The 20,207-nt window shown below is 70.9% G+C and carries 18 protein-coding genes; 4 read left to right on the forward strand and 14 right to left on the reverse strand.

Features of this window, described 5'->3' with window-relative positions:
* Positions 1-37 precede the first annotated feature (37 nt).
* Complete coding sequence (locus BJP65_RS08620) at positions 38-2,101, forward strand: bifunctional lysylphosphatidylglycerol flippase/synthetase MprF (protein WP_070408864.1); 2,064 nt, start codon at positions 38-40, stop codon at positions 2,099-2,101.
* A gap of 72 nt (positions 2,102-2,173) precedes the next feature.
* Here the strand turns inward: BJP65_RS08620 and BJP65_RS08625 are convergent, their stop codons facing one another.
* Positions 2,174-2,380, reverse strand: a complete 207-nt coding sequence (locus BJP65_RS08625) for a cold-shock protein (protein ID WP_055833134.1) — start codon at positions 2,378-2,380, stop codon at positions 2,174-2,176.
* A gap of 360 nt (positions 2,381-2,740) precedes the next feature.
* Here BJP65_RS08625 and BJP65_RS16865 point away from each other — a divergent pair, with 360 nt between their 5' ends.
* From BJP65_RS16865 to BJP65_RS08640, 3 genes are read left to right on the forward strand one after another with little or no spacing between them, the layout of a single operon-like run.
* On the forward strand, positions 2,741-3,349 hold the full coding sequence (locus BJP65_RS16865) for a GntR family transcriptional regulator (RefSeq protein WP_258027443.1): 609 nt from the start codon (positions 2,741-2,743) through the stop codon (positions 3,347-3,349).
* Between the two features lie 48 nt (positions 3,350-3,397).
* A complete protein-coding gene (locus BJP65_RS08635) occupies positions 3,398-3,826 on the forward strand; it encodes a GNAT family N-acetyltransferase (RefSeq protein ID WP_070408866.1) in 429 nt (142 codons plus the stop codon).
* A gap of 45 nt (positions 3,827-3,871) precedes the next feature.
* The gene (locus BJP65_RS08640) at positions 3,872-4,273 is read left to right on the forward strand and encodes a hypothetical protein (RefSeq protein ID WP_070408867.1); all 402 of its coding nucleotides are present in this window, start codon (positions 3,872-3,874) and stop codon (positions 4,271-4,273) included.
* Here the strand turns inward: BJP65_RS08640 and BJP65_RS16800 are convergent.
* The 13 genes from BJP65_RS16800 to BJP65_RS08690 all read right to left on the reverse strand — a co-directional run bounded on the left by BJP65_RS16800 (position 4,270) and on the right by BJP65_RS08690 (position 20,169).
* Positions 4,270-4,407: a hypothetical protein gene (locus BJP65_RS16800; protein WP_181015909.1), complete on the reverse strand. Its 138-nt coding sequence runs from the start codon at positions 4,405-4,407 to the stop codon at positions 4,270-4,272. The genes BJP65_RS08640 and BJP65_RS16800 overlap by 4 nt on opposite strands.
* Before the next feature lie 66 nt (positions 4,408-4,473).
* Complete coding sequence (locus BJP65_RS08645) at positions 4,474-5,472, reverse strand: endonuclease/exonuclease/phosphatase family protein (RefSeq protein ID WP_070408868.1); 999 nt, start codon at positions 5,470-5,472, stop codon at positions 4,474-4,476.
* Positions 5,473-5,550: 78 nt separating this feature from the next.
* On the reverse strand, positions 5,551-5,817 hold the full coding sequence (locus BJP65_RS08650) for a GlsB/YeaQ/YmgE family stress response membrane protein (RefSeq protein ID WP_055832279.1): 267 nt from the start codon (positions 5,815-5,817) through the stop codon (positions 5,551-5,553).
* Positions 5,818-6,323: 506 nt separating this feature from the next.
* Positions 6,324-6,446, reverse strand: a complete 123-nt coding sequence (locus BJP65_RS16990; protein ID WP_258027444.1) for a hypothetical protein — start codon at positions 6,444-6,446, stop codon at positions 6,324-6,326.
* Between the two features lie 5 nt (positions 6,447-6,451).
* Entirely contained in the window at positions 6,452-8,974 is a 2,523-nt protein-coding gene (gene lanKC, locus BJP65_RS08655) for a class III lanthionine synthetase LanKC (protein ID WP_070408869.1), read from the reverse strand.
* A 202-nt stretch (positions 8,975-9,176) separates the two neighbouring features.
* Complete coding sequence (locus BJP65_RS08660) at positions 9,177-9,866, reverse strand: response regulator transcription factor (RefSeq protein WP_055832283.1); 690 nt, start codon at positions 9,864-9,866, stop codon at positions 9,177-9,179.
* Complete coding sequence (locus BJP65_RS08665; RefSeq protein ID WP_070408870.1) at positions 9,859-11,139, reverse strand: sensor histidine kinase; 1,281 nt, start codon at positions 11,137-11,139, stop codon at positions 9,859-9,861. The genes BJP65_RS08660 and BJP65_RS08665 overlap by 8 nt, the downstream gene beginning before the upstream one ends.
* 310 nt (positions 11,140-11,449) lie before the next feature.
* On the reverse strand, positions 11,450-11,572 hold the full coding sequence (locus BJP65_RS16995; RefSeq protein WP_258027445.1) for a hypothetical protein: 123 nt from the start codon (positions 11,570-11,572) through the stop codon (positions 11,450-11,452).
* 450 nt (positions 11,573-12,022) lie between these two features.
* Complete coding sequence (locus BJP65_RS08670; protein WP_070408871.1) at positions 12,023-14,824, reverse strand: alpha-L-rhamnosidase; 2,802 nt, start codon at positions 14,822-14,824, stop codon at positions 12,023-12,025.
* Positions 14,821-16,593, reverse strand: a complete 1,773-nt coding sequence (locus BJP65_RS08675; protein ID WP_070408872.1) for a glycoside hydrolase family 3 N-terminal domain-containing protein — start codon at positions 16,591-16,593, stop codon at positions 14,821-14,823. The genes BJP65_RS08670 and BJP65_RS08675 overlap by 4 nt, the downstream gene beginning before the upstream one ends.
* Positions 16,590-17,438 carry an ATP-binding cassette domain-containing protein gene (locus BJP65_RS08680; RefSeq protein ID WP_070408873.1) on the reverse strand — a complete coding sequence of 283 codons (849 nt, stop codon included), beginning with the start codon at positions 17,436-17,438 and terminating at the stop codon, positions 16,590-16,592. Before BJP65_RS08680 ends, BJP65_RS08675 begins: the two co-directional genes overlap by 4 nt.
* The gene (locus tag BJP65_RS08685) at positions 17,435-19,231 is read right to left on the reverse strand and encodes a dipeptide/oligopeptide/nickel ABC transporter permease/ATP-binding protein (protein WP_070408874.1); all 1,797 of its coding nucleotides are present in this window, start codon (positions 19,229-19,231) and stop codon (positions 17,435-17,437) included. Before BJP65_RS08685 ends, BJP65_RS08680 begins: the two co-directional genes overlap by 4 nt.
* On the reverse strand, positions 19,228-20,169 hold the full coding sequence (locus tag BJP65_RS08690; RefSeq protein WP_070408875.1) for an ABC transporter permease: 942 nt from the start codon (positions 20,167-20,169) through the stop codon (positions 19,228-19,230). The genes BJP65_RS08685 and BJP65_RS08690 overlap by 4 nt, the downstream gene beginning before the upstream one ends.
* Positions 20,170-20,207: the final 38 nt, after the last annotated feature.

Raw genomic sequence — 20,207 nt, forward strand, 5'->3', positions numbered from 1 at the left:
GAGAGGCCGAGAGCGGCCTTGCCCTATCTTTAGCGGCATGAGGGAGAACACCACGACCCGCCGCGTGAGCGCGGTCGCGCGCCGCATCCCGGCCACGCTCGCACTCGTCGGCATCCTGATCCTCGTCGGCGTCGCGGTGGGTGCACTGTGGCAGCCGTTCACCGCGTCTCCCCTGTTCCCGAGCGTGGCCTACGGCCTGCCGGCGCTCGAGGCGGGCCGCTGGTGGACGCCGCTCACCGGCTCGTTCTTCGTCGGCGCCCCCTGGGTCTACGCGCTCGTCGTTCCGGGTCTGGCCGGCATGGCGCTGCTGGAGTTCCGTCGGGGCAGTCGCGTGGCACTGGCCTACTTCGGCACCGGCCAGCTCTTCTCCGTTCTCGCCGCGGCCGCGTTCCTGTGGGGCGCCGCCCTGCTCCCGTGGGCGTGGGCCCAGGAGCAGGCGATGGCGCTCGGTGTGGGACCCTCCGGCGGCATCGTCGCCTGTCTCGCGGCCGCCGTCGGGGTCCTGCCCTCACCCTGGCGCCTGCGCGCCGGCACGACGCTGATCGCCGTCCTGTCGGTGACGTTCCTGTACTGGGGAACGTTGTCCGACCTGCAGCACGTGTTCGCCGCCGCGCTGGTGCTGGGCGTCGACCGCTCCCTGCGCCCGCAACGCGTGAGTGTGCGAGAGCAGCGACTGATCGCGTTCGCCCTGGTGTGCACCCTCGGGGCGATGGAGATCATCGGCTACGTCGCTCCCATGACGGGCCCCTTCGGCTCGTCGGGCCCCGCCGACGGCTCGTGGCTCGACGTCGCCGTCAACACCGTGCTCGTGCTCGTCGTCGCCCTGGCTCTCCACCGCGGCCGGCGCTGGGCGTGGATCGTGCTCCTGGCCTACAGCGCCCTGAACCTCGTGCTCGTTCTGCTCACGCTGGTCCTCGCCGTGCTCGTGGGCGTGACCGAGCTCGAAGCCGACCTGGATGCCGACCTCACCAGCATCCTCGCCTCGTCGACGCTGTGGATCCTGGCGGCGGCGTATTTCGTGCTCGTGCGCGCGGCTTTCCGCGCCCGCCCGCGCGCGGCCCTCGGCGACGCGCCCGCCCCCGGGGTCGAAGACGTGAAGACCGAGCTGCGGGCCTCGGGCGGCGGGACCCTGTCGTGGATGACCACGTGGGAGGGGATGTCGTACGCGCGATTCGGTCGGGGGATCGTCGCGTACCAGCGGCGCTCGGGCGTGGCGCTCGCCCTGGCCGATCCGCTCGGTCCGGTCGAGACGCGCGCCGCCACCGTGCGGGCGTTCATCGAGAGCGCCGAGGCCGCCGGGCTCGCGCCCTGCTTCTTCAGCGCCGACGACGCGACGCGTGCGGCGGTGCCCTCGGACTGGCGCAGCATCGTGGTGGCCGACGACACCGTCGTCGACCTGCCGGGTCTGGCCTTCACCGGCAAGGCATGGGGCGACGTGCGCACGTCGCTCAACCGCGCACAGCGCGAGGGGATGACGTTCCGTCTCTCGCGCCTCGCCGACGAGACCTGGGGCGTGCGTCAACAGCTGCGTGCCATCTCCGAGAGCTGGGTCGACGAGAAGGACCTGCCCGAGATGGGGTTCACGCTCGGCACCCTGCACGAGGCGGCCGACCCCGAGGTCCGCATCGCCCTCGCCGTCTCGCCGCACGGCGACGTCGACGGCTTCCTGTCGTGGCTGCCGATCTACGGCGATGGGGCGGTGCGCGGGTGGACGCTCGATCTCATGCGCCGACGCGAAGGCGGGTTCGGGCCGGTGATGGAGTACCTGATCGGCTCGTCGGCGCAGCAGTTCTCCACGGAGGGGGCGGCCGTGATGTCGCTGTCCGGCGCGCCGCTGGCGCACGAGTACCCCGCCGACGCCGGGGCCATCGTCGACCTGCAGGCGCGCATGGCGAGCATGCTGGAGCCCGTGTACGGGTTCGCTTCGCTGCACCGCTTCAAGCAGAAGTTCCACCCGCGGTACGAGACGCTCTCGCTCCTCTACCGCGACGAGGCCGACCTCGCGCGCATCGGTGCCGCACTGACGCGGGCGTTCCTGCCGCACGCCACGATCCGGCAGTTCGCCTCCGCGGGCGTCGATCTGGTGCGCCACGAACAGTGACGGCCCCGGCCGCGCACGATCGTCGAGTGACGCGAGCGCGGCCGGGGCCGATCCGGGACGTACCCGAGAAGATCAGATGACGCGGATGTCCTCGGCCTGAAGGCCCTTGGGACCCTGGGCGACCTCGAACTCGACGCGCTGGTTCTCTTCGAGCGAGCGGTAGCCGCCCGACTGGATCGCGCTGTAGTGCGCGAAGACGTCCTGACCGCCGTCATCGGGGGCGATGAAGCCGAAGCCCTTTTCCGAGTTGAACCACTTGACCGTGCCCTGCGTGCTCATCGTCATGCCGTTTTCCGCTTGAGCCGGCACCGTGCGCGCCGGACTGTGCCCCCACGGTAACGGGCCGGATCACTCGGCGCACAGGTCCGTGACACAAACGTTGCGTCGATCGCCGGGGTGGTGGTGTCCCCATGCGCGGTAGACCGGCCGGTGCGCGAGAGGGAATCACTCCGGAGCCCATACGACGCCCGGGCTGAGCATTGCTCAAAGCCCGGGCGTCGACGGATCCCCCCGGATATGTCACGCGAGGCGTGACGTGATGACATTACCGGTCGCGCGAGCCTCTGCGCGACAAGAAAACGAAGAATCAGGTAGTTATGGCGATGTTCTGTGATAACCGGGAGTCGTATGATCCGCGTGATGGACACCCGGAGACGCGCTTCTGCGCTCGTCGAGGAGGCGTATTCCGCCCTCGGCGAGGCGATCGTCGACGGGCGCCTGCGACCCGGTGACCGTTTGCGCGACGTCGAATTGGCGGAGCTCATGGGCATCTCTCGCACCCCCGTGCGCGAGGCCCTGCAGAAACTCGAGCGCATCGGCCTCGTGGAGGTCGCCGCCAACCGGTACACCCGCGTCTCGGAGCTGACCGACCGCGCGCGGACCGACATGCGGGAGTACGCCGCGCACACCATCGCGGGGGCGATGCGGGTTGCCCTCCCCCGCCTCACCGCCGCCGGCATGGACACCGCCGTGCGGCACGTCGACGCCATGCGCGACGCCGAGACCTCGCCGTCGTACGTGACGGCCGTGCTCGCCCTGTACGCCCACGTGGTGGCCGGTTCGCGCAATATCGTCTTTGCAAAGGCGCTCGCCCAGACCCAGCTGGTGCTGCGCCGCAATCTCGACGGCTGGACGAGCATCGACGGGGACACCCGCGGCCCCCTGTTCCGACACCTGCGCGGGCAGGTGTCGGCGCGCGACGCGAACGGCGCCACCTGGACGTTCCTCGCCCTGCACGGCTTCGCCTGACGGCGCAAGGCCGGCGGGGCACAGGGAGCCCTTCGCTAGCGTGGCGCCATGCCCCACATCGAGCTGCGCGACCTTCGTGACGAGGATCGGGATGCCGCCTTCGCGGCGCTCCGCGACAGTACCTCGACGTGGCCACGGGTGTCGATCGACGACCGCGCCTCGTTCGACCGGTGGGTCGACGGCGACGGCGCGAGTGTGCACGCCATCGTCGAAGACGCCGCGGTCGTGGGGGTCGCCGCCGCACTCGACGTCGACGAAGACCGCGAGATCCTGCTCGCGGTGTCGCCGCACGCGGGCGACGAGGCCGCCACCGAGGCGCTGCGTCTGCTCACCGTGCGCGAACCGGAACGCCCGCTGTACGCCTGCGTGTCCGCCGACGACGATCCTTCGCACGCCGTTCTCGCCCGCCTCGGTTTCGTCGAGCACGAGCGCGACGGCGCCGACATCGTCTACGTCCTGCCGCCGACCCTGGAGTAAGCCAGGGCCGTTGACCTCCCGTGGCATCCGTGTTCGGCTGGAGTCATGGGAAGCGAATGGTGGTGGGCCGCTTTCGCGGCCATCGGTGCCGCGCTGTGGTGGTGGTCGATCCACCTGACCCTGGGGGCGTACCCGCGAGAGCCTGTGTCCTACTGGGCGACCCCGCGAAAGGCGCCCCGTCGAGCCGTCGCATCGCGCGCCGTCGGGATCGGGCTGACGGTCTTCGGGGTCGGCATGATGCCTCGGCTCATCGAGACGCAGCCGTGGGCGGCGGCCCTTATCGCGGGCGGCGCGATCATCGCCCTCATCTGGGTGCCCTACGTGATCGCCATCGCCGCGCACAACCGCCGGGTCGTCGCGAGCGACGCACCCGCCGCGGAGCGCGCTTCTACCTCCCGCGGCCAGAACCCGCCGTCGCCCGCCGCGGACGTTCGCCGCGCCCCCTAGTTCGGCTCTTCCGACTCCTCGAGTGACTCGTCGACCTCGATCGACGAGTCGTCGGTGGCGCTGGCCTGTTCGGCTCGCTCCGCCTGCTGCTCGGCCCGGGCGTAGGCCTCTTCGACGCGGCGCTTCTCCGACATGAACGTCCCCTCGGTGATCGATCGTCCGACCAACCTAGGGTCGACGATCCCGCGGCGGAAGATCCCTCACCGACGCGACACCGTCGCCACGACCGGGCGGTGGTCGCTCCCGGCGTCGTCGAAGCCAGTGACGACCGCGAATCCGCGTGCCTCCCAGTCGCCACCGGTGAGCACGTGGTCGATCGGTGCGGCGAGCGCGGCTGGCAACCGCACGGGCCAGGTGCCCACGGCCGCGGCACCCCGATCGGCGGCGGCGTCGCGGCATCCGCCGATCACCCCTCCGTCGCGACCCAGCCCCGAGAAGTGGTCCAGCGTCGCGTTCAGGTCCCCCGCCACGATGACGTCGGGCTCCGCGCATCGCGCGGCGACCCAGTCCAGCCCCTCGACCCACTCGGTCATGATCAGCGGCAACGGGGGCAGAGGGTGAGCGGCCACCAGCACGGGGCCGTCGCCATCGCTCGGCCGCCACACGCCGCTCGGTACGCCGGGAGTCGATCCCGCCGACGCGTCGCGTTCGTACGGGCCGAGCGAGGTCGCGATCAGGATCGAGGTCGGCACGGGATCATCGCCCGGCTCCGACACGACGGTGTCGTGCGTCATCTCGATACCATCCCGAGCCAGGATGCCGACCACCGCGGCCGCCGCGATCGCATCGGTCTCGGGCAGGCTCACCACGTCGGCCCCCGTCTCGCGCACGAGCCGCGCGATGCTCTCGGGCGACGCGCCGCCGCCGTAGGTGTTCCACGCGACGACGGTCAGATCACCCTCCGCGATCGCACTGCCTCCGCCCCGCGCGAGCAGGACGGCACCGTGACCGACCGTCGCCGCGGCGAGCGTGATCGCGAGGGCCGCTGCCACGCTCCATCGTCGCCGCAGCACCGCCACCACGGTGGCCACGAGCGCAAGAGCACCGAGAACGAGGGCCAGGATGCCGCGGAACGGGATCGCATTCGACACGAGGGGCAGCCGGTGCAGACCGAGGGCCTGCGGCCACACGCAGATCACCGCCAGCAGCACCCCGATCACCAGCGCGATGACGAAGGGGCGGCGTCGGGTGTTCGGCATCCGGACAGTAAAGCGGATCCCCGTGCACGCAGAAGGGCCCGGGGCGCGGTTCCACCGCCCCGGGCCCTTCGTTTCACCTCAGCGCGCGGAGCGGCGGCTGGTGATGAAGCCGTAGATGAGCAGCACGATGATCGAGCCGCCGATGGCCAGCAGCCAGGTCTGGATCGAGAAGAAGTCCTGCAGGGGTGCGTTGAAGATCAGGCCACCCAGGAAACCGCCGAGCAGCGCGCCCACGACGCCGAGGAGCAGCGTGATGAGCCAGCCGCCGCCCTGCTTACCGGGCAGGATCAGCTTGGCGATGGCGCCGGCCAGCAGGCCGAGAAGAAGAAATCCGAAGAATCCCATGATGTGTCCCTTTCGCGAGTGTGAACCGAAGACCGCTCTCGCGGGTCCCTCGATTCATCCAGCTTGCTCCCAGGTTCGATTCTCGGGGGGTGGGTTGCGTTCGAGCCGAACATGGTGTTCGGGGTCGATGAGGTCGGTCTGACGGGGCGGTCCCGGGGAGCCGTCGTCTTTTCAGACGAGAAAACGCGGCGACTTCGTCGAGGCCCCGCGGCACTTATCCGCTTGTTCACGGCGGCCGACGAGGTATGGCGCGAGAAAGCACGCCGTCGGCGCGGAATCTGCGGCGACGGGGGCGATTAGCGTCGGCAGGAGCGAGACGTTCGCGCTCGCGTGGGGCTCGCGCTCCCCGTCTCGCTCTCGGTGTCAGTTCGGGTCTGCACACCGATGCTGGGCGGATGCCGCAATTGGGGGCGGCTTCCGCCCAGCCTCCTCCCCGGGGATCGGACGGCGGTGCGGGCAGGAGCCCCAACCCCCTGGTCCCACCCGCACCGGTCGAGTGCCACCGCCTAGCGGCAGAGGCCGGTCGACGTGCTGCTGTAGCAGATCGACGTGCTCCAGGAGCTGGCGAAGACCGCGCTGCGCTCGGTCTCACCGCGCTCGAGCGTCTGCAGAGAAAGCAGGTATCCCATTGATGTCACCTCCCCCCGGGGCTCGGCGCCCGGTGTCGGGCGGAGTCGACCGGGGGGAGGTCGAGGAACGGCAGCGCCAACCGCTGACCGTCACGAAGACTCGCGAGCATCCACAGCACGCCGGCCGAGCCGGTGGCCAGGTCGCACGACAGGCGCAGCAGGGTGCGACCCGCATACCCCACGCCGTCGGGGCGGGGGATCTCGTGCAGACGCAGCAGCCGCCGATGGCGCTGCAGCGCGCGGCTCTTCTCGGGTGTCGGTGTTCGCGCCAGCAGGAGCATGAGACCCGCGCGCCCCTGGAACAGACCCGACTCCAGCACGAACTCGGGCAGACTCGCGCGCTCGAGGGCCGCGAGAGTGGCGGTGAGCGGGTGCGCGGGGTCCCGCTCCACGAGCGCGGCGAGGGCGAGGGCGACGCCGGCCGATCCCGAGCCGAGGTACGGCAGGAGCCGCCATCCCTCGTTCATCTGCAGCGAGCCGTCGGCGGCCTCGGTGCACCGCGCGAGGTCGGCGCGGATCGCCGCATCGGCCAGCTGCAGCAGCGCCGGGTCGCCGTCGCGGTCGAAGAGGCCCATCGCCAGCAGGGCGATCCCGCTGGGGCCGCGCAGCAGACCGCCCGCCCCCGTGGCGACCGGGTCGGTCGAACGCTCGCTCCACCCGTTCGCGCGATCGGCGATCTCGTCGAGGATGCCGCGCGCCCGGCCGACCAGCTCGGGGTGCCGGTCCGCCAGGCGGAGCAGACCGAGCGCCGTTCCCGCCGGTCCCCCGTAGAGCCCCGGGGCATCCCACCGCAGCGGAGCGTCGAGGCATCGCTCGACGGCGCGGTCGGCCGCGTCGACCCGCCCGAGTGCCTGCAACGCCGCGGCGGCCCCCGCCAACCCGTCGAACAGTCCTGAGCGTGCGGAGGCCGCCTCGACCGCGCGCTCGCACCACTCCACGAGCGGGGGCGGCACCCGACCCCCGGCCGCGTGCAGCGCGATCAGCGGGCCGAGCGCTCCGTGCGCGAGGGCGTACGGGGGCTCGTCGAACTGCGCCGGGTCGCCCGGCCAGAGGCGATCGGTGCGTTGGGGCGTGGCATCCGCAATCAGCTGGCGGGCGACGGCTGCGAGGGGATCCGCGAGGTCGTCGGGCTCCGGGGGCGAGACGCGGGCAAACCCGAGCGCGCGTTCATCCTCTTCTCTCAGGTCGAACCTCTCGCTCACCCAGGCGCGCACCTCGGCCTCCTTCCCCGCGTGCAGGTCGAAGACGGGCGTCATCGGCGCGAACAAAAAGAGCTGCACGCGCCGCAGCGCGAAGACGTCCGCGGACACCCCGCCGCGACCGTCGGGGGCAACGAAGCCCGGCGCGCCGATCACCGCGGGCACTTCGTCGGCCGCGGGGCGCGCCATCTCGAAGTCGATCAGGGTGACCTCGCCGTCGTCGGCGACGAGGAAGTTGCCCGGATGCACGTCGCCGTGCGCGAGACCCGCCGCGTGCACCGCGGTCAGCGCCCGCTCGATACGGCGCGCGACCTCCAGGGCCCAGGTCCGGTAGGCGTCGACGGCGTCGGCGTCGACCTCAGCCGACACGAGCGGATGCCGGGCCACGACCGCCTGGTGCAGCGGCAGGCCGCGTGCGCGTTCCAGAACGAGGTAGCGATGTTCGAGAACGGTGAACTCGCGTAGCAGGGTCGCGGTGCCGGTTCCCTGGAGTCGCCGCAGCGTCCGGGCTTCGCGATCCGCGCGTTGCACCGCGCTGAGACCATCGGGGGTCACCCCGGCGTGGGGGCGCGCCTCTTTCACGATCACCTCGCGCCCGTGATCGCGCGCGGTGTAGACGCCGCCGGCGTTCGAGAACTGCACGACCCCGGTGATCTCGGGGAAGCCCGGGGGCGGCTGGCGGTCACGCAGCTCATCGATCAAATCCCGCAGGAACGGCGGAACGGGTGCCCAGGCCGGCGGGTCGAACCCCGGCCGCCGCACGTCGGCGACGAGGTGCCCCGACGGATGCCGGATCGCCGGCACCGCGGTTCCCTCGATGTCCACGAACATCCGGTGGAAGCCCCCGTACCGCACGAACACCGGCCCCTCCCGCCATCGCAGGTCCGAGAGCACGTGCGGTCCCGCGAGGCGCGCGGTGCGCCGCCCGAGGTGCGTCAACGTCCGGTGCAGCTGATCGATCGACGTCGGGTAGATCGTGACGAACTTGCCGGAGCCCTCACGACCGGCGTCCTTCGCGTTCGACGACGCCCGCACGCCCTCGGTCGAGAGGTGTTTGAAGGCGATCCCCGCGCGCAGGCAGTGGGCGGCGACCTCGCGCAGCACGGTGTCGGCGGTGTCCGCCGTGCTGCTGAGGTGGATCTTCCAGCCCTGCTCGGGAAGCACGACCCCGGCCGGCTCGAGGTACGTCCAGATCCCGTCGTCGACGCGGCTCCAGCCCTCGGTCGCGTCGACCACGAATCGGCGGTCGTCCGCTGCCGGCGGGCGTCGCGAGGGATGGTCGTAGAAGGTCTGGTCCGCGCGGGCGAACACCGGATAGATCGCGTCCATGCCCCCGCCCACGCCGCCTGAGACGCCGGACTGACGCGGCGCGAAGCCATGGTGTTCTCGCGCGAGCGGAGCGGCTCCTCACCGCGGAGGGGCCGACGGCGGGATCGAGGGTGTTTCGCGGGGGGATTCGAGCCGGTCACGCGCGCAATCCCGGGGGTCGAGCCACGCTCCGGGCCCGACCGAAGGCGTCAGATGACGACGGTCAGATTCGTCCATCCGGACGAGCGATGAGCTCGGAGCCCACCCGCACTCCCCACAGCGCGAGCTGCGTGCGATCCGAGACGTCGACCTTGCGCAGCGAGGACTGGATGTGGGTGCGCACGGTGTTCACCGAGACCACCAACTGCGCCGCCAGCTGCTCGTTCGAGGTGACTCCCTCGCTGAGCAGCCGCACCACGCGGCTCTCCGACGCGCTGAGCGACGCGACCTTGGCGCGATCGTCGGCGCTCAGCCGGCGCTCGGCGATGTCACGCAGCAGGGGGGCCGTCACGTGCGTCGACACGAGAGCGTCACCACGGTGCGCGGCGTGGATGGCGTCGATGAGCTGGGCGCTGTCGTGCGTCTTGAGCAGGTAACCCGCCGCTCCGTTGCGCAGAGCCCGCATCACCAGGCGGTCCTCGCCATGGCTGGTGAGCACGATCACGCGGGTGGAGCCCCCCGACTCCTCCACGACGGCGCGCGTCGCGTCGATGCCGTTCATCTCAGGCATCTCGAGGTCCATCAGCACGACGTCGGCGTGCGCGGCGAGCGCCCCGGCGAGCGCGTCGCGACCGGTGGCGGCCTCTCCGACGACCGAGATCCCGTCGGCGTGCTCGAGGCGCAAGCGGACTCCGCGTCGGAAGGGGCGGTTGTCGTCGGCGATGAGAACCCGGATGGGTGCACTGTCAATCACGTTCCGCCTCCGTCGTCCTCGGGAAGGGGATCTCCACCCCCAGGTGCCAGCCCCCCTGGTCGTCTGCCGACGCGTCGACGGACCCGTCGACGAGAGTGAGCTTCTGGCGCAGGCTATCCAACCCCCAGCCGAGTCCGAGGTCGTCCTCGTCGGCCCTCACCCGTCTCGCCGGTCCGTTCGCGACCGTCGCGGTCAGCCGGTCGGCGTCGACGTGCACCCCGATGTCGACGGCGGCTCCCGCCGCGTGCTTGGCGGCGTTCGAGAGCCCCTCCGAGATGGCCCGGTACGCGGTGGTCGAGACGACCACGGGCGGCGACTGCAGATCCCCGGTCGTCGTCACCCGCACGTCCATGCCGCGCTCGCGCCAGAACGCGACGAGCGCGGAGAGGCTCCGCAGATCCGGCGTGGGCGTCTGGGCCGAGGAATCGACGGCCCGCAGGTCGCCGAGCGCGCCGTAGAGGCTCGCGGCGGCATAGCGTCCTTCGGCGCGCACCTCTTCGATGAGGTGCAGTGCCTGCTGCGGGTGCTCCGGCGCGAGTTCCACCGACGCGTCGCACAGCGAGACGAGCCCCGCCAGGTGCTGACCGGCGACGTCGTGCAGTTCCTGGGCGATGCGGCCGCGTTCGGCGTTGCGCGACGCCTCGACGGCTTCGGCCTGCTGAGCCTTGAAGGCGAGTGCGCGTCGACGGGCGCGCTGCGTGCGCCGCTCGAGCACCGCCCACAGCATCCCCAGGGCCACGCCGGCGAAGCACACGGATGCCAGGGCGGTGCCCTCCGTGAGAACGAAGCTGACGACGGCGCCGGTCGGCGCTCCGGCCGCCGCGGCCCAGAGGCCCAGCCCCACCACGGCCACGAGCACGCTCGCCCCCGCCCACGCCGCGGCGACGGGAATCGACCGCGCGCTGCCGACGGCGAACATCGCCACCGCGACGACCAACTGCATCGGAGACGCCCACGTCGGAACCCCCAACCACAGAGCGATCGCGAGGTAGCAGGCCAGGGCCCCCAGCATGGCCGATACGGGGCGGTGGGCCGCTTGTGTGACGCAGAGCGCCTGGGCGAGGCATCCGAGGGCGGCGAGGCCGATGACGACGGCCGGCGGCAGCTGGTGCCCCCACTCCCCCGCGCCCGTCCACAGGGCGACCAGCGGGTCTGCGCACACCTGCACGACGGTCGCGAGGAACACCACCGCCGTGAAGACGGGCGAGCGCATCGCCTGGATCACCTGCCCGGTACCCGCGGATTCCTGCACCGTCTGCGTTTCCCCCACCATGAGTCCATCGTCATGCCTCGCCCCGGGGTTTCCCGCATTTTCGCGCTGTCGCGTGACGCCGGCGTCGAACGGGTCGACCCGCCCTCGAGAACGAGAAAGGCCCCGGGGTGAACCCGGGGCCTTCTGTGTTGTGTGGCACTTTATACGTATCCGCGATTCCAGTCGCGCGGGTTCGCAGCACAGTGCTGACGGCCAATTACGCGCTAAGCCGCCGCGTTCTACACCGCCCTGATCAGATGCTGATTCGCAATGCGTGAGGCCTCGGACCAATCGAACGCACCGGTTCGTGGACTCGGTGCAGGCTCATCCGTCAGACCGGGCGTGGGGTCCCGTTCATGATGAAGTCCACCCAGTCGGCGGGCGTTACCCCGACGCAGGCGTTGATGAAGGTGCCCGCGACCTGGCGCTCGATGAGATCAAGCAGCTCGAACACGTCGTGCCGCCGCCCGTCGATCTCGAAACCGAGGACGAGTGGGAGCCTGGCGGTCCACGTTGCTGGACATCGCAGCGACGGGGAGCCCGTCTTCTCCGGGCTGCGCGGCACCGTCGCCGAGGAGGAAGGTCCCGGGACGCGCGCGGTGCCTGGCGGTGGCGGCCGCGCCAGGGGTGGCGAGCGTCTCTGACAGCGGGCCTGGGCCCTCTGAGGCGCGCTGGGCCGCTGAGCGCAGGTCGTGGTCGGTGATGTTCTTCACGTGAGCGCCGGCGGGGGAAGTGATCGTCGGTCCGACCTCGAACATCGCCACCCGTGCGTCGGAGACCTGCTCGGTGAGGATCCGGGCGAACGCGGCACCCGTGGGTCCGCTGCCGACGATGGCGACGTCGACAGAGGCGGGATAGCGGTGCGGCGTCCAGGCCTCGGCGGCGTTCGTGTCTGGTGCGGTAATCAGTGATCGTCTTCCTGGACTGAGGCGGCGGGTGCGGGCGGACCGAGGGCGTCGAGTACGGCTCCGACCGTGTCGACGACGCTCGCCGGCACGGAGAAGAGCGCTGCGGCGAGCGGAGTACGCAGCGTCCAGTCGGTTCGGCGTCGGACGAGGTCGGCGAGGCCGGGGTCGGAGCTTTCGAGCGCCTCCATGACGGCGCGATAGGCGGGAGGGGAGAGGACGATCTCGGCGACCGGGCTCCACAGGGAGAGGGCGGATCCCGGGTTTGGCGCCGGGTTCGCGGTGCTCCACGCATGGTGGCCGGAACCGGCCTCCGTGCTCGCGAGACCCGGGAGGACCACGTCAGCCCGGCCGTGCGCCGGCACGGTGAGGGTCCAGTCGATTCGCCCGTCGTGGCGTCGCCAGCTCGCGCTGTAACGGCCGGCAGGTGTGTCGAGTTCCACTGCCGCGTCGTCGAGGCCGGGCAGGGCGATCGGCGCGAAGCGCACGCGTGCGTAGCCGCGCTCGATCGGCTCGAGCCCGGCGACGCGACGGTAGAGCCAGTCGACGACGGCCCCGAGGGCGTAGTGGTTGAACGAGGTCATCTCGCCGGGGTTGACGGTCCCGTCGGGCAGCATCGAATCCCATCGCTCCCAGACGGTCGTCGCTCCCATGGTCACGGGGTACAGCCACGACGGCACACGGGTCTGCAGCAGCAGAGCCGATGCCTCCGCGTCGTAGCCGAAGTCGCTCAGAGCGTCGAGGACGAGCGGCGTCCCGATGAACCCGGTCGAGATGTGGAAGGCGTCGCGCCGGGTGACCTCGGCCAGGCGTGCGGCGAGGGCTGCCCTAGTACCGGGATCGACGGCGATTCCGAAGCGCAGGGCCAGGGCGTATGCGGTCGGGGCGTCGGACACCATGCGACCACTCGGAGCGACATACGCCTCCAGGAATGCCTCGCGAACCTCCGCCGCGCGTTCCCACGCCCACGCGGCGTCCTCAATCCGGTCTGCTCGAGCGGCAGCCTCGGCCAGGAGGGTGAGGGAGCGGAAGAGGTAGGCGGTCGCGACGATGCCAGGAGAGGTCTTCGCCGCACCGGCCATATCGGCGGGCGCTGCAGGGTCGAGCCAGTCTCCGAACTGCAGGGTGCTCTCCCAGAGCCCTGCTCCTCCTGCCGCCTCGAGTTCGACCTGCACCCACGCGGTCATGCTGTCGACGGAGTCGTGGAGCAGCTGGTCGTCGTCGAAGCGGTCGGCGAGCACGCTGGGAACGACGGTGGCGGCGTCCCCCCAGCCGGCGGCCGGCCAGGCGAATCCGAAGACGTTGGGGACAAGAGTGGGCACAACCCCGCTGCTGCGCGCCTGACAGGCGCGCAGATCGACCAGCCAGTGAGCGAGGAAGCCGTTGCAGTCGTACAGAGTCGACGCGGTCGGTGCGAAGATCTGCGCGTCCCCGGTCCAGCCGAGCCGCTCGTCGCGCTGCGGGCAGTCGGTGGGCAGCGCGAGGAAGTTCCCCCGCATGCTCCACACGACGTTCTCGTGCAGCCGCTGCAGCAACGGGTGGGAGGTGCGGAAGCTGCCGGTGCGGCGCATGTCGCTGTGGATCACCACGGCGCGGATGCGGTCGGGATCCATCGCTCCAGGCCAGCCGGTGATCTCAGCGTAGCGGAAGCCGTGGAACGTGCCGGCCGGCTCGAAGCTCTCCCGGCCCTCGCCGGAGAGGACGAAAGTGTCGGTCGAGGTGGCGCGGCGCAGCGGACGGACGGCGAGCTCGCCGTCCTCGAGCACCTCGGCGTGGCGGGCGATGATCGTCGTGCCGGCCGGTCCCTCCACGTCCAGGCGCAGGCGGCCGACGAGGTTCTGGCCGAAGTCGAGGACGGTGCGACCCGACGGCGTGGTGAGGACCTCGACGACCTGCAGCTCCTCGATCCTGCGGACCGGCTCGCTGAACCGAGCAACCGGCACCGGTTGCTCGGACGCTTCTCGCGCGGACGGCCACTGTGACGAATCGGCCCACCAGGGTCCGGCCGCGCTGTGGACGATGGTCTCGCCCTCGTAGAGCCCGGACGCGATGACCTCCGGGGAGGCGGCGGCCTCCCATTCCGGGGTGGAGGCGATCGTCTCCTCCGTGCCGTCCTCATAGAGGAGGTGGAGCTGCAGGGCGACAGAGGGCTGGTCGCCGTAGACGCGGCGGGCTTCCTCGCCGAAGCCGTAGCTCTCGGTGTACCAGGCGCCAGTGACCTCCGCGCCGAGCACGTGGTCGCCGGGTGCGAGTCGCGAGGTCACCTCGACCGACTCGTGGACGAGCCGGTCGGCGTAGCTGGTCCAGCCGGGGGAGAGCACCGTGTCATCGATCGGTCGCCCGTCGATGCGGACGGTGGCTGCGCCGAGTGCGGTCCAGTAGAGGGTCGCACTCGCGAGCGGGCGGTCGACGGTGATGGTGCGCCGAACGATGAAGGGCTGCGCCGCGTCGGTGGGTTCTGCGAGCCCGATGAGGCGAGCCCGCCAGTCCTCCGCCGGGACGGATCCGAGCCGGATCCGGCAGGGGTCGCTGGGTTCGGACCAGGCGCCGAGCGCATCCCGGAGTCGGACTCGCGCGGTGACCTCTTCGCGCGGCGCGAGTGAAGCGAAAGGCCAGGCCACGAAGACGTGGTCAGCGCCCTCGACGACGGTGCTCCTCCCGTCATCGAGGGTGATCTCCGCGGCGGACTGCGCCCAGTCGGGATCGTCCGTCTCGGCGATCCAGCTGAGTCGGGGGCGGGCGACGGCGACCCAGGGCGAGTCGGTGCGGTACTCGGCGCGCAGCCGGAGCGCGGTGATCACAGGGAGACTCCCTCGGCGATCGGCAGTGAGACGCGCCAGCCGGCGGGGAAGAGCGGGTCGGCGGTGTCATCGGGGGTGTCGGAGTGGTTGGCGGCGACAGCTGCCATCGATCGCGGCAGCTCGAACGGCAGCCTGCCCTCGGCCTCGACCTCGCCGCGGAGGACGCGGAGCACGACTCGGTCGGAGGCGCCGAAGTCGGCGAGTATCGCGTCGACGCGGTCGGTGAAGGGCCTGAGGATCGCCGGTCGGCTCATCTCGACCACGAGCACAACGGGAAGCGTCAGCGTGAGCTCGAGTATGCGGTCGACCGTCTCCTGGGGGAAATCGAGGGATCCCTGCTGCATGCCGGATTCGAGGAAGAAGTGGTCGCGGTGCTCGAACGGCGCCCCCGTGCGGACGACGGCGAAGTCCGCCGTCGCCGCATCGGCAGCACTCCAGCCATCGGGGAGCGCCCCCTCGTCGAGACCGACGAGGTGCACCCGGGCGGTGGCCGGGGCCGGCAGAAGAGGAGCGGAGTCCGGTCCATTGCGCAGCACCGTGAGCGCGCGCGCCTGCGCCTGCTCCCCGAGCTCCTGGTCCCCGGCGCGGGGGAGCTGCACCGACGTCGAAGGTGTGACGTCCTCGTCGAGGAGGCCGAGTGCGTCCATGAGGCGGACGATCCGGATGGCGGAGCGGCGGATGTCGGCGGCAGCGAGCAGTCCCTCATCGTGAGCGCGGCGGACGAGGGCAGTGTCCCGCTCTCCGCCGAGCTGGTCGACTCCGGCCGAGAAGAGGCGCGCGATCCTCTCTATTTCACTGAGGTGCTCCACGCCCCAGGCTCGCGCGGGGAAGGGCTTACCCGCGATCTCGATGTCGGTGACGAGCCCGAAGTCGCTGAGCACGACGCCGTCGAATCCAAGTCGCTCGCGCAGCAGGCCCGTGATGACCTGCCGGTTGAACGCGAAGCCGACCGGCTCGATCTCCTCCCCGTCCACGACCAGCCCGACCGGCATCCCGTAGTAGGGCATGATCGCAGCGGTTCCTGCCGCGATGGCGGCTCGGAAGGGCTCGAGGTGGGCGTCGAAGTTCCCACCCGGGTAGACCTGCTCGCGGCCGTAGGGGAAGTGCGGGTCCTCTCCGTCGAGCTGAGGTCCGCCGCCCGGGAAGTGCTTCACGGTGGCGGCGACGCTCTCCGGACCGAGTTCGCTGCCTTGGAGCCCGTCGAGGAACGCCTCGAGGAGGCGGCTCGTCTCGGCGGGACTGGAGCCGAAGCTCTGCGCCTGCCGGCCCCAGCGGGGCTCGGTCGCAAGGTCCACCTGGGGGTGCAGCGCCATGCGGATGCCCATGGCGAGGTAGTCCCGACGGACGATGTCGGCGTATCGGCGCACGAGGTCCTCATCGCCGATGGCGCCGAGGCCGAGGTTCTCGGGCCACTGCGAGACGCCTGCCGCTCGATGCGCTGCGCCGTCGTTCTGCACGAAGGAGTGGCGAGGGTCGGTCGAGAAGACGATCGGGAGACGGGGTCCGCTGGATCGGGCGAGCGTCTGCAGGTCGGCGATGATCCGTGCCGTGGTCTGCGGGTCCGGGAGGGCCCCGAGGGCGAAGAAGCGGATGCCGTGATCGACGATCAACTCCCTCATGCTCGGTCCGCCGAAACCGGAGGAGGCGTCAGGGTCGTCCGGCAGGATGACGATCGGGTGGAGGAGAAGTCCGATCCTCTGCTCGATGCTCATCGCGTCGACGAGGTCGCTCGCCCGATCGCGGTCATGGGTCGTTCCGGAGGGGTTCATCGGTTCTCTCCCGCGTCGCCGACGTCGGCGGTTCGCGAAGCTGTGTAGGCGGCGCGTCGCGCCGCCTGCTGTGTCGGATCGGCGACAGGAGCCGCGAGGAGCAACTGCCGCGTGTACGGATGCTGGGGCGTCTCCGACACCTCGGCCGCGGTCCCGGTCTCGAGGATCCGGCCGTGGCGCATCACCGCGATGCGGTGACTCATCACCCGGACGACCGAGAGGTCGTGCGAGATGAAGAGGTAGGAGACGCCGGTGCGCTGCTGCACCTCGACGAACAGCTCGAGGACGCGCGACTGGGTGGTGAGATCGAGTGCGGACACGGGCTCATCGCAGACGATGAGCCGCGGTTCGAGGACGAGCGCGCGGGCGATGGCGATCCGCTGACGCTGGCCCCCGGAGAACTCGCGAGGCAGCCGGTCGACGGCGTCCTGAGGAAGCCGGACGAGCTGGAGCGCTTCGGAGATCCGCGCTCTCGCGTCGCGCTTGCTCCCCTCGCGGACGCGCAGCGGCTCGCTGAGGATCTCGCCGACGGTGAGCGAAGGGCTGAGCGAGGAGTAGGGGTCTTGGAAGACGACCTGGATGTCCGAGGCCAGGCGGCGGCGCTCACGTCGGTCGGCTCGGGTGATGTCCTGCCCGTCGAAGCGGATGCTCCCGGCGCTGATGGGGGCGAGGCCGAGCACGGCCCGCCCGAGGGTGGATTTGCCCGACCCGGATTCACCGACGAGTCCGACCGTCTCGCCCTCGCGGATGTCGAGCGAGACGTCGTGCAGCGCCTGGAAGGCCGGCTTGCGCCAGCCGCGTCCGGGGTAGGCAACGGCGAGGCCGGAGATGCCGAGAAGCGTCATGGGGAGACCTCCGTGCGGGGCTGCCAGGGTGCGCGGGTCGGCGCGTCGTCAAGAAGAGCGGCGAACAGGCTGCGGGTGTAGGGGTGCCGAGGGGCGGTGAACACCTCGGCGATCGTGCCGGTCTCGACGACCGTGCCCGCGCGCATAACCGACACCCGGTCGGCGAGGTCGGCGACCACGCCGAAGTTGTGCGTAACGAGGAGGACCGCGAGGCCAAACTCCTGCTGCAGCTCACGCAGCAGCGCCAGAACCTCCGCCTGCACGGTGACATCGAGCGCCGTGGTGGGCTCATCCGCGATGAGAAGGGAGGGCTCGCACGAGACGGCCCCCGCGATGAGGATGCGCTGAGCCATGCCGCCGGAGATCTGGTGGGGGTAGGACGACATCGTGCGGTCCGGATCGACGATGCCGACCCTGGTCAACAGGGCCTTCGCGCGAGCATGGGCATCGGTCTTGCTCATGCCCATGACGGTGCGCATCGGCTCGACGAGCTGGGAGCCGATGGTGAAGGAGGGGTCGAGGTTGCTCAGCGGCTCCTGCGGCACGTAGGCGATGCGTCGGCCGCGCAGCCGCTGCATCGTCACCTCGCCGGAGCCGACGAGCTCCTGCCCGTCGAAGGCGATCGACCCGGCAACGATCCTGCCGCCGGCGGGCAGCAGTCCGAGGGTCGCCCAGGCGGTCTGGGTCTTGCCCGATCCGGACTCGCCGATCAGCGCGTGGATCTCTCCTGCGGCAACGGTGAGGGTCGCTCCGTCGACGACGGTCGTCCAACCCTTCCCTCTGGGGTAGGCGACGGCGAGGTCGGTGATCGCGAGGAGCGGGGCCGCCGCTCCGGTCGGAGCGGTGGCCGTGCCCACGGCGGCGGCGGGACGCGGCTGGGGAGCAGTCCACGCGCTCCTGGCGCGCACGGCGTGGTCACCCGACGACTCCATCTCGTCGCGGACGGCAGTCCCGAGCAGCGTCAGCGCGACGCAGGTGAGACCGATCGCCAGGCTCGGCCAGATCATCAGGCCGGGTGCGCGGAGGAGGTTGTAGAAGCCTTCGCTGAGCATGCCGCCCCAGGTGGGCAGGGACGTGTCACCGAGACCGAGGAAGTCGAGGATCGCCTGAATGCCGACGCCGACGCCGAAGATCCCCGCGACGAGGAGCACGGCCGGGGCGCGGACTGCAGTGAGCACATGGCGGCTGATCACCCGGGCGTCGCTGAGGCCGGCGACCTTCGCCGCGTCGATGTAGAGCTCTTCGCGCACAGCTCGAACTGAGCCCGAGATTACGCGGTAGAAGGCGGGGGAGATGAGGACGCCGAAGATCGCCATGACGAGCCAGAGCGAGGGGCCGACGACGGCGCGGACCGCGAGGAGGACCACGAGCGCCGGCAGCGACATGACCAGTCCGGAAAGCCAGGCGGCGACGGAGTCGAACCAGCGACCGTAGAAGCCCGCGATGAGTCCGAGGGGGATGCCGATGGCCGCTGCGACGATGACGGTGACGAGGGCTCCGGCGATGCTGATCGAGGTCGCGACGATCAGACGGGAGAGGACATCGCGTCCGGCGCTGTCGCCGCCGAGGAGGTGCTCGGCGCCGGGAGCGGAGAGCACGTTGCCGATGTCGGCGGTGTTCGGGTCGTAGGGGGTGAGGAAGGGGCCGATGCACGCCACGGCGGCGAGGAGCGCGAGGTAGACGATCGCGATCAGCCCGAGGGGATTGCCGAGCAGGCGGCGGAACAAGCTCTTCCTGGTCTTCGGTGGACCCTGCGGGATGGCGGCCGTGTACACGTCGGGGGAGGAGGTCATGAGAGTCGGACCTTCGGGTTCAGCCAGCCCTGGAGGAGGTCGATGGCGAGGTTGATGAGGACGACGAGGACGGCCGTGACGAGGATCACGCCCATGACGACGGGGATGTCGCCCTGCGAGGTCGCCGCGACCGCTGCCTGGCCGAGACCGGGGAGGGAGAACACCTGCTCGACGATCACCGCCCCACCGAAGACCACGACGAACTGCAGCCCCAGGACGCCGAGCGCCGGACCGGCGGCGTTGCGGAGCACGTGACGGTAGATCACGCGCTTCGACGTCAGACCCCGAGAGCGCAGGGTGCGGACGTAATCCAGGCGGAGGACATCGATCATCGATCCGCGGACCTGCTGGGCGACGGAAGCGGTCGCGCCGATAGCGAGGGCGACGACCGGGAGGGTCACGGTCGAGAGCCACCCCGTGAAGGAGGTGCCCAATGGGACGTACCCGGTCGCGGGGAACCAGCGCAACGTGAGCCCGAAGACGGTCGCCAGGGCCAGAGCGAAGAGGAATCCGGGGATCGAGGCGCCGATGACGGATGCCACCTGCACGCCACGGTCAAGCCAGCCCCGTCGAGCGGCGGCAAGAGCACCGAGCGCGATGGACAGCACTGCGGCGAGCAGGATCGCGCCGAGGGTGATCGAGAGCGTCACGGGGACGCGGACCAGGAGGGTGGTCGTGACCGCCTCACCGGTGAACCAGGAACGGCCGAGGTCGCCGGCGACGGAGTGGACTAGCCAGTCCCCGAACTGGACAGCGAGCGGGCGGTCGAGACCGAGTTCAGCGGCCTTGCGCTGCACGATCTCGTTGGACGCGGTCTGCCCAACGATGTTACGAGCGGTCGCGCCGGCACCCAGGTAGAGGAGGAAGAACGCGAGGACACAGAGTGTGGCGATGGTGACGAGTCCTGCGCCGATGCGGCGGAAGATGAAGGAGATCATGATGGGAGGGCGGGGTGTGGCGCGAGTCCGCACCCCGC

This window comes from Microbacterium sp. BH-3-3-3, from assembly GCF_001792815.1.
Lineage (GTDB): Bacteria > Actinomycetota > Actinomycetes > Actinomycetales > Microbacteriaceae > Microbacterium.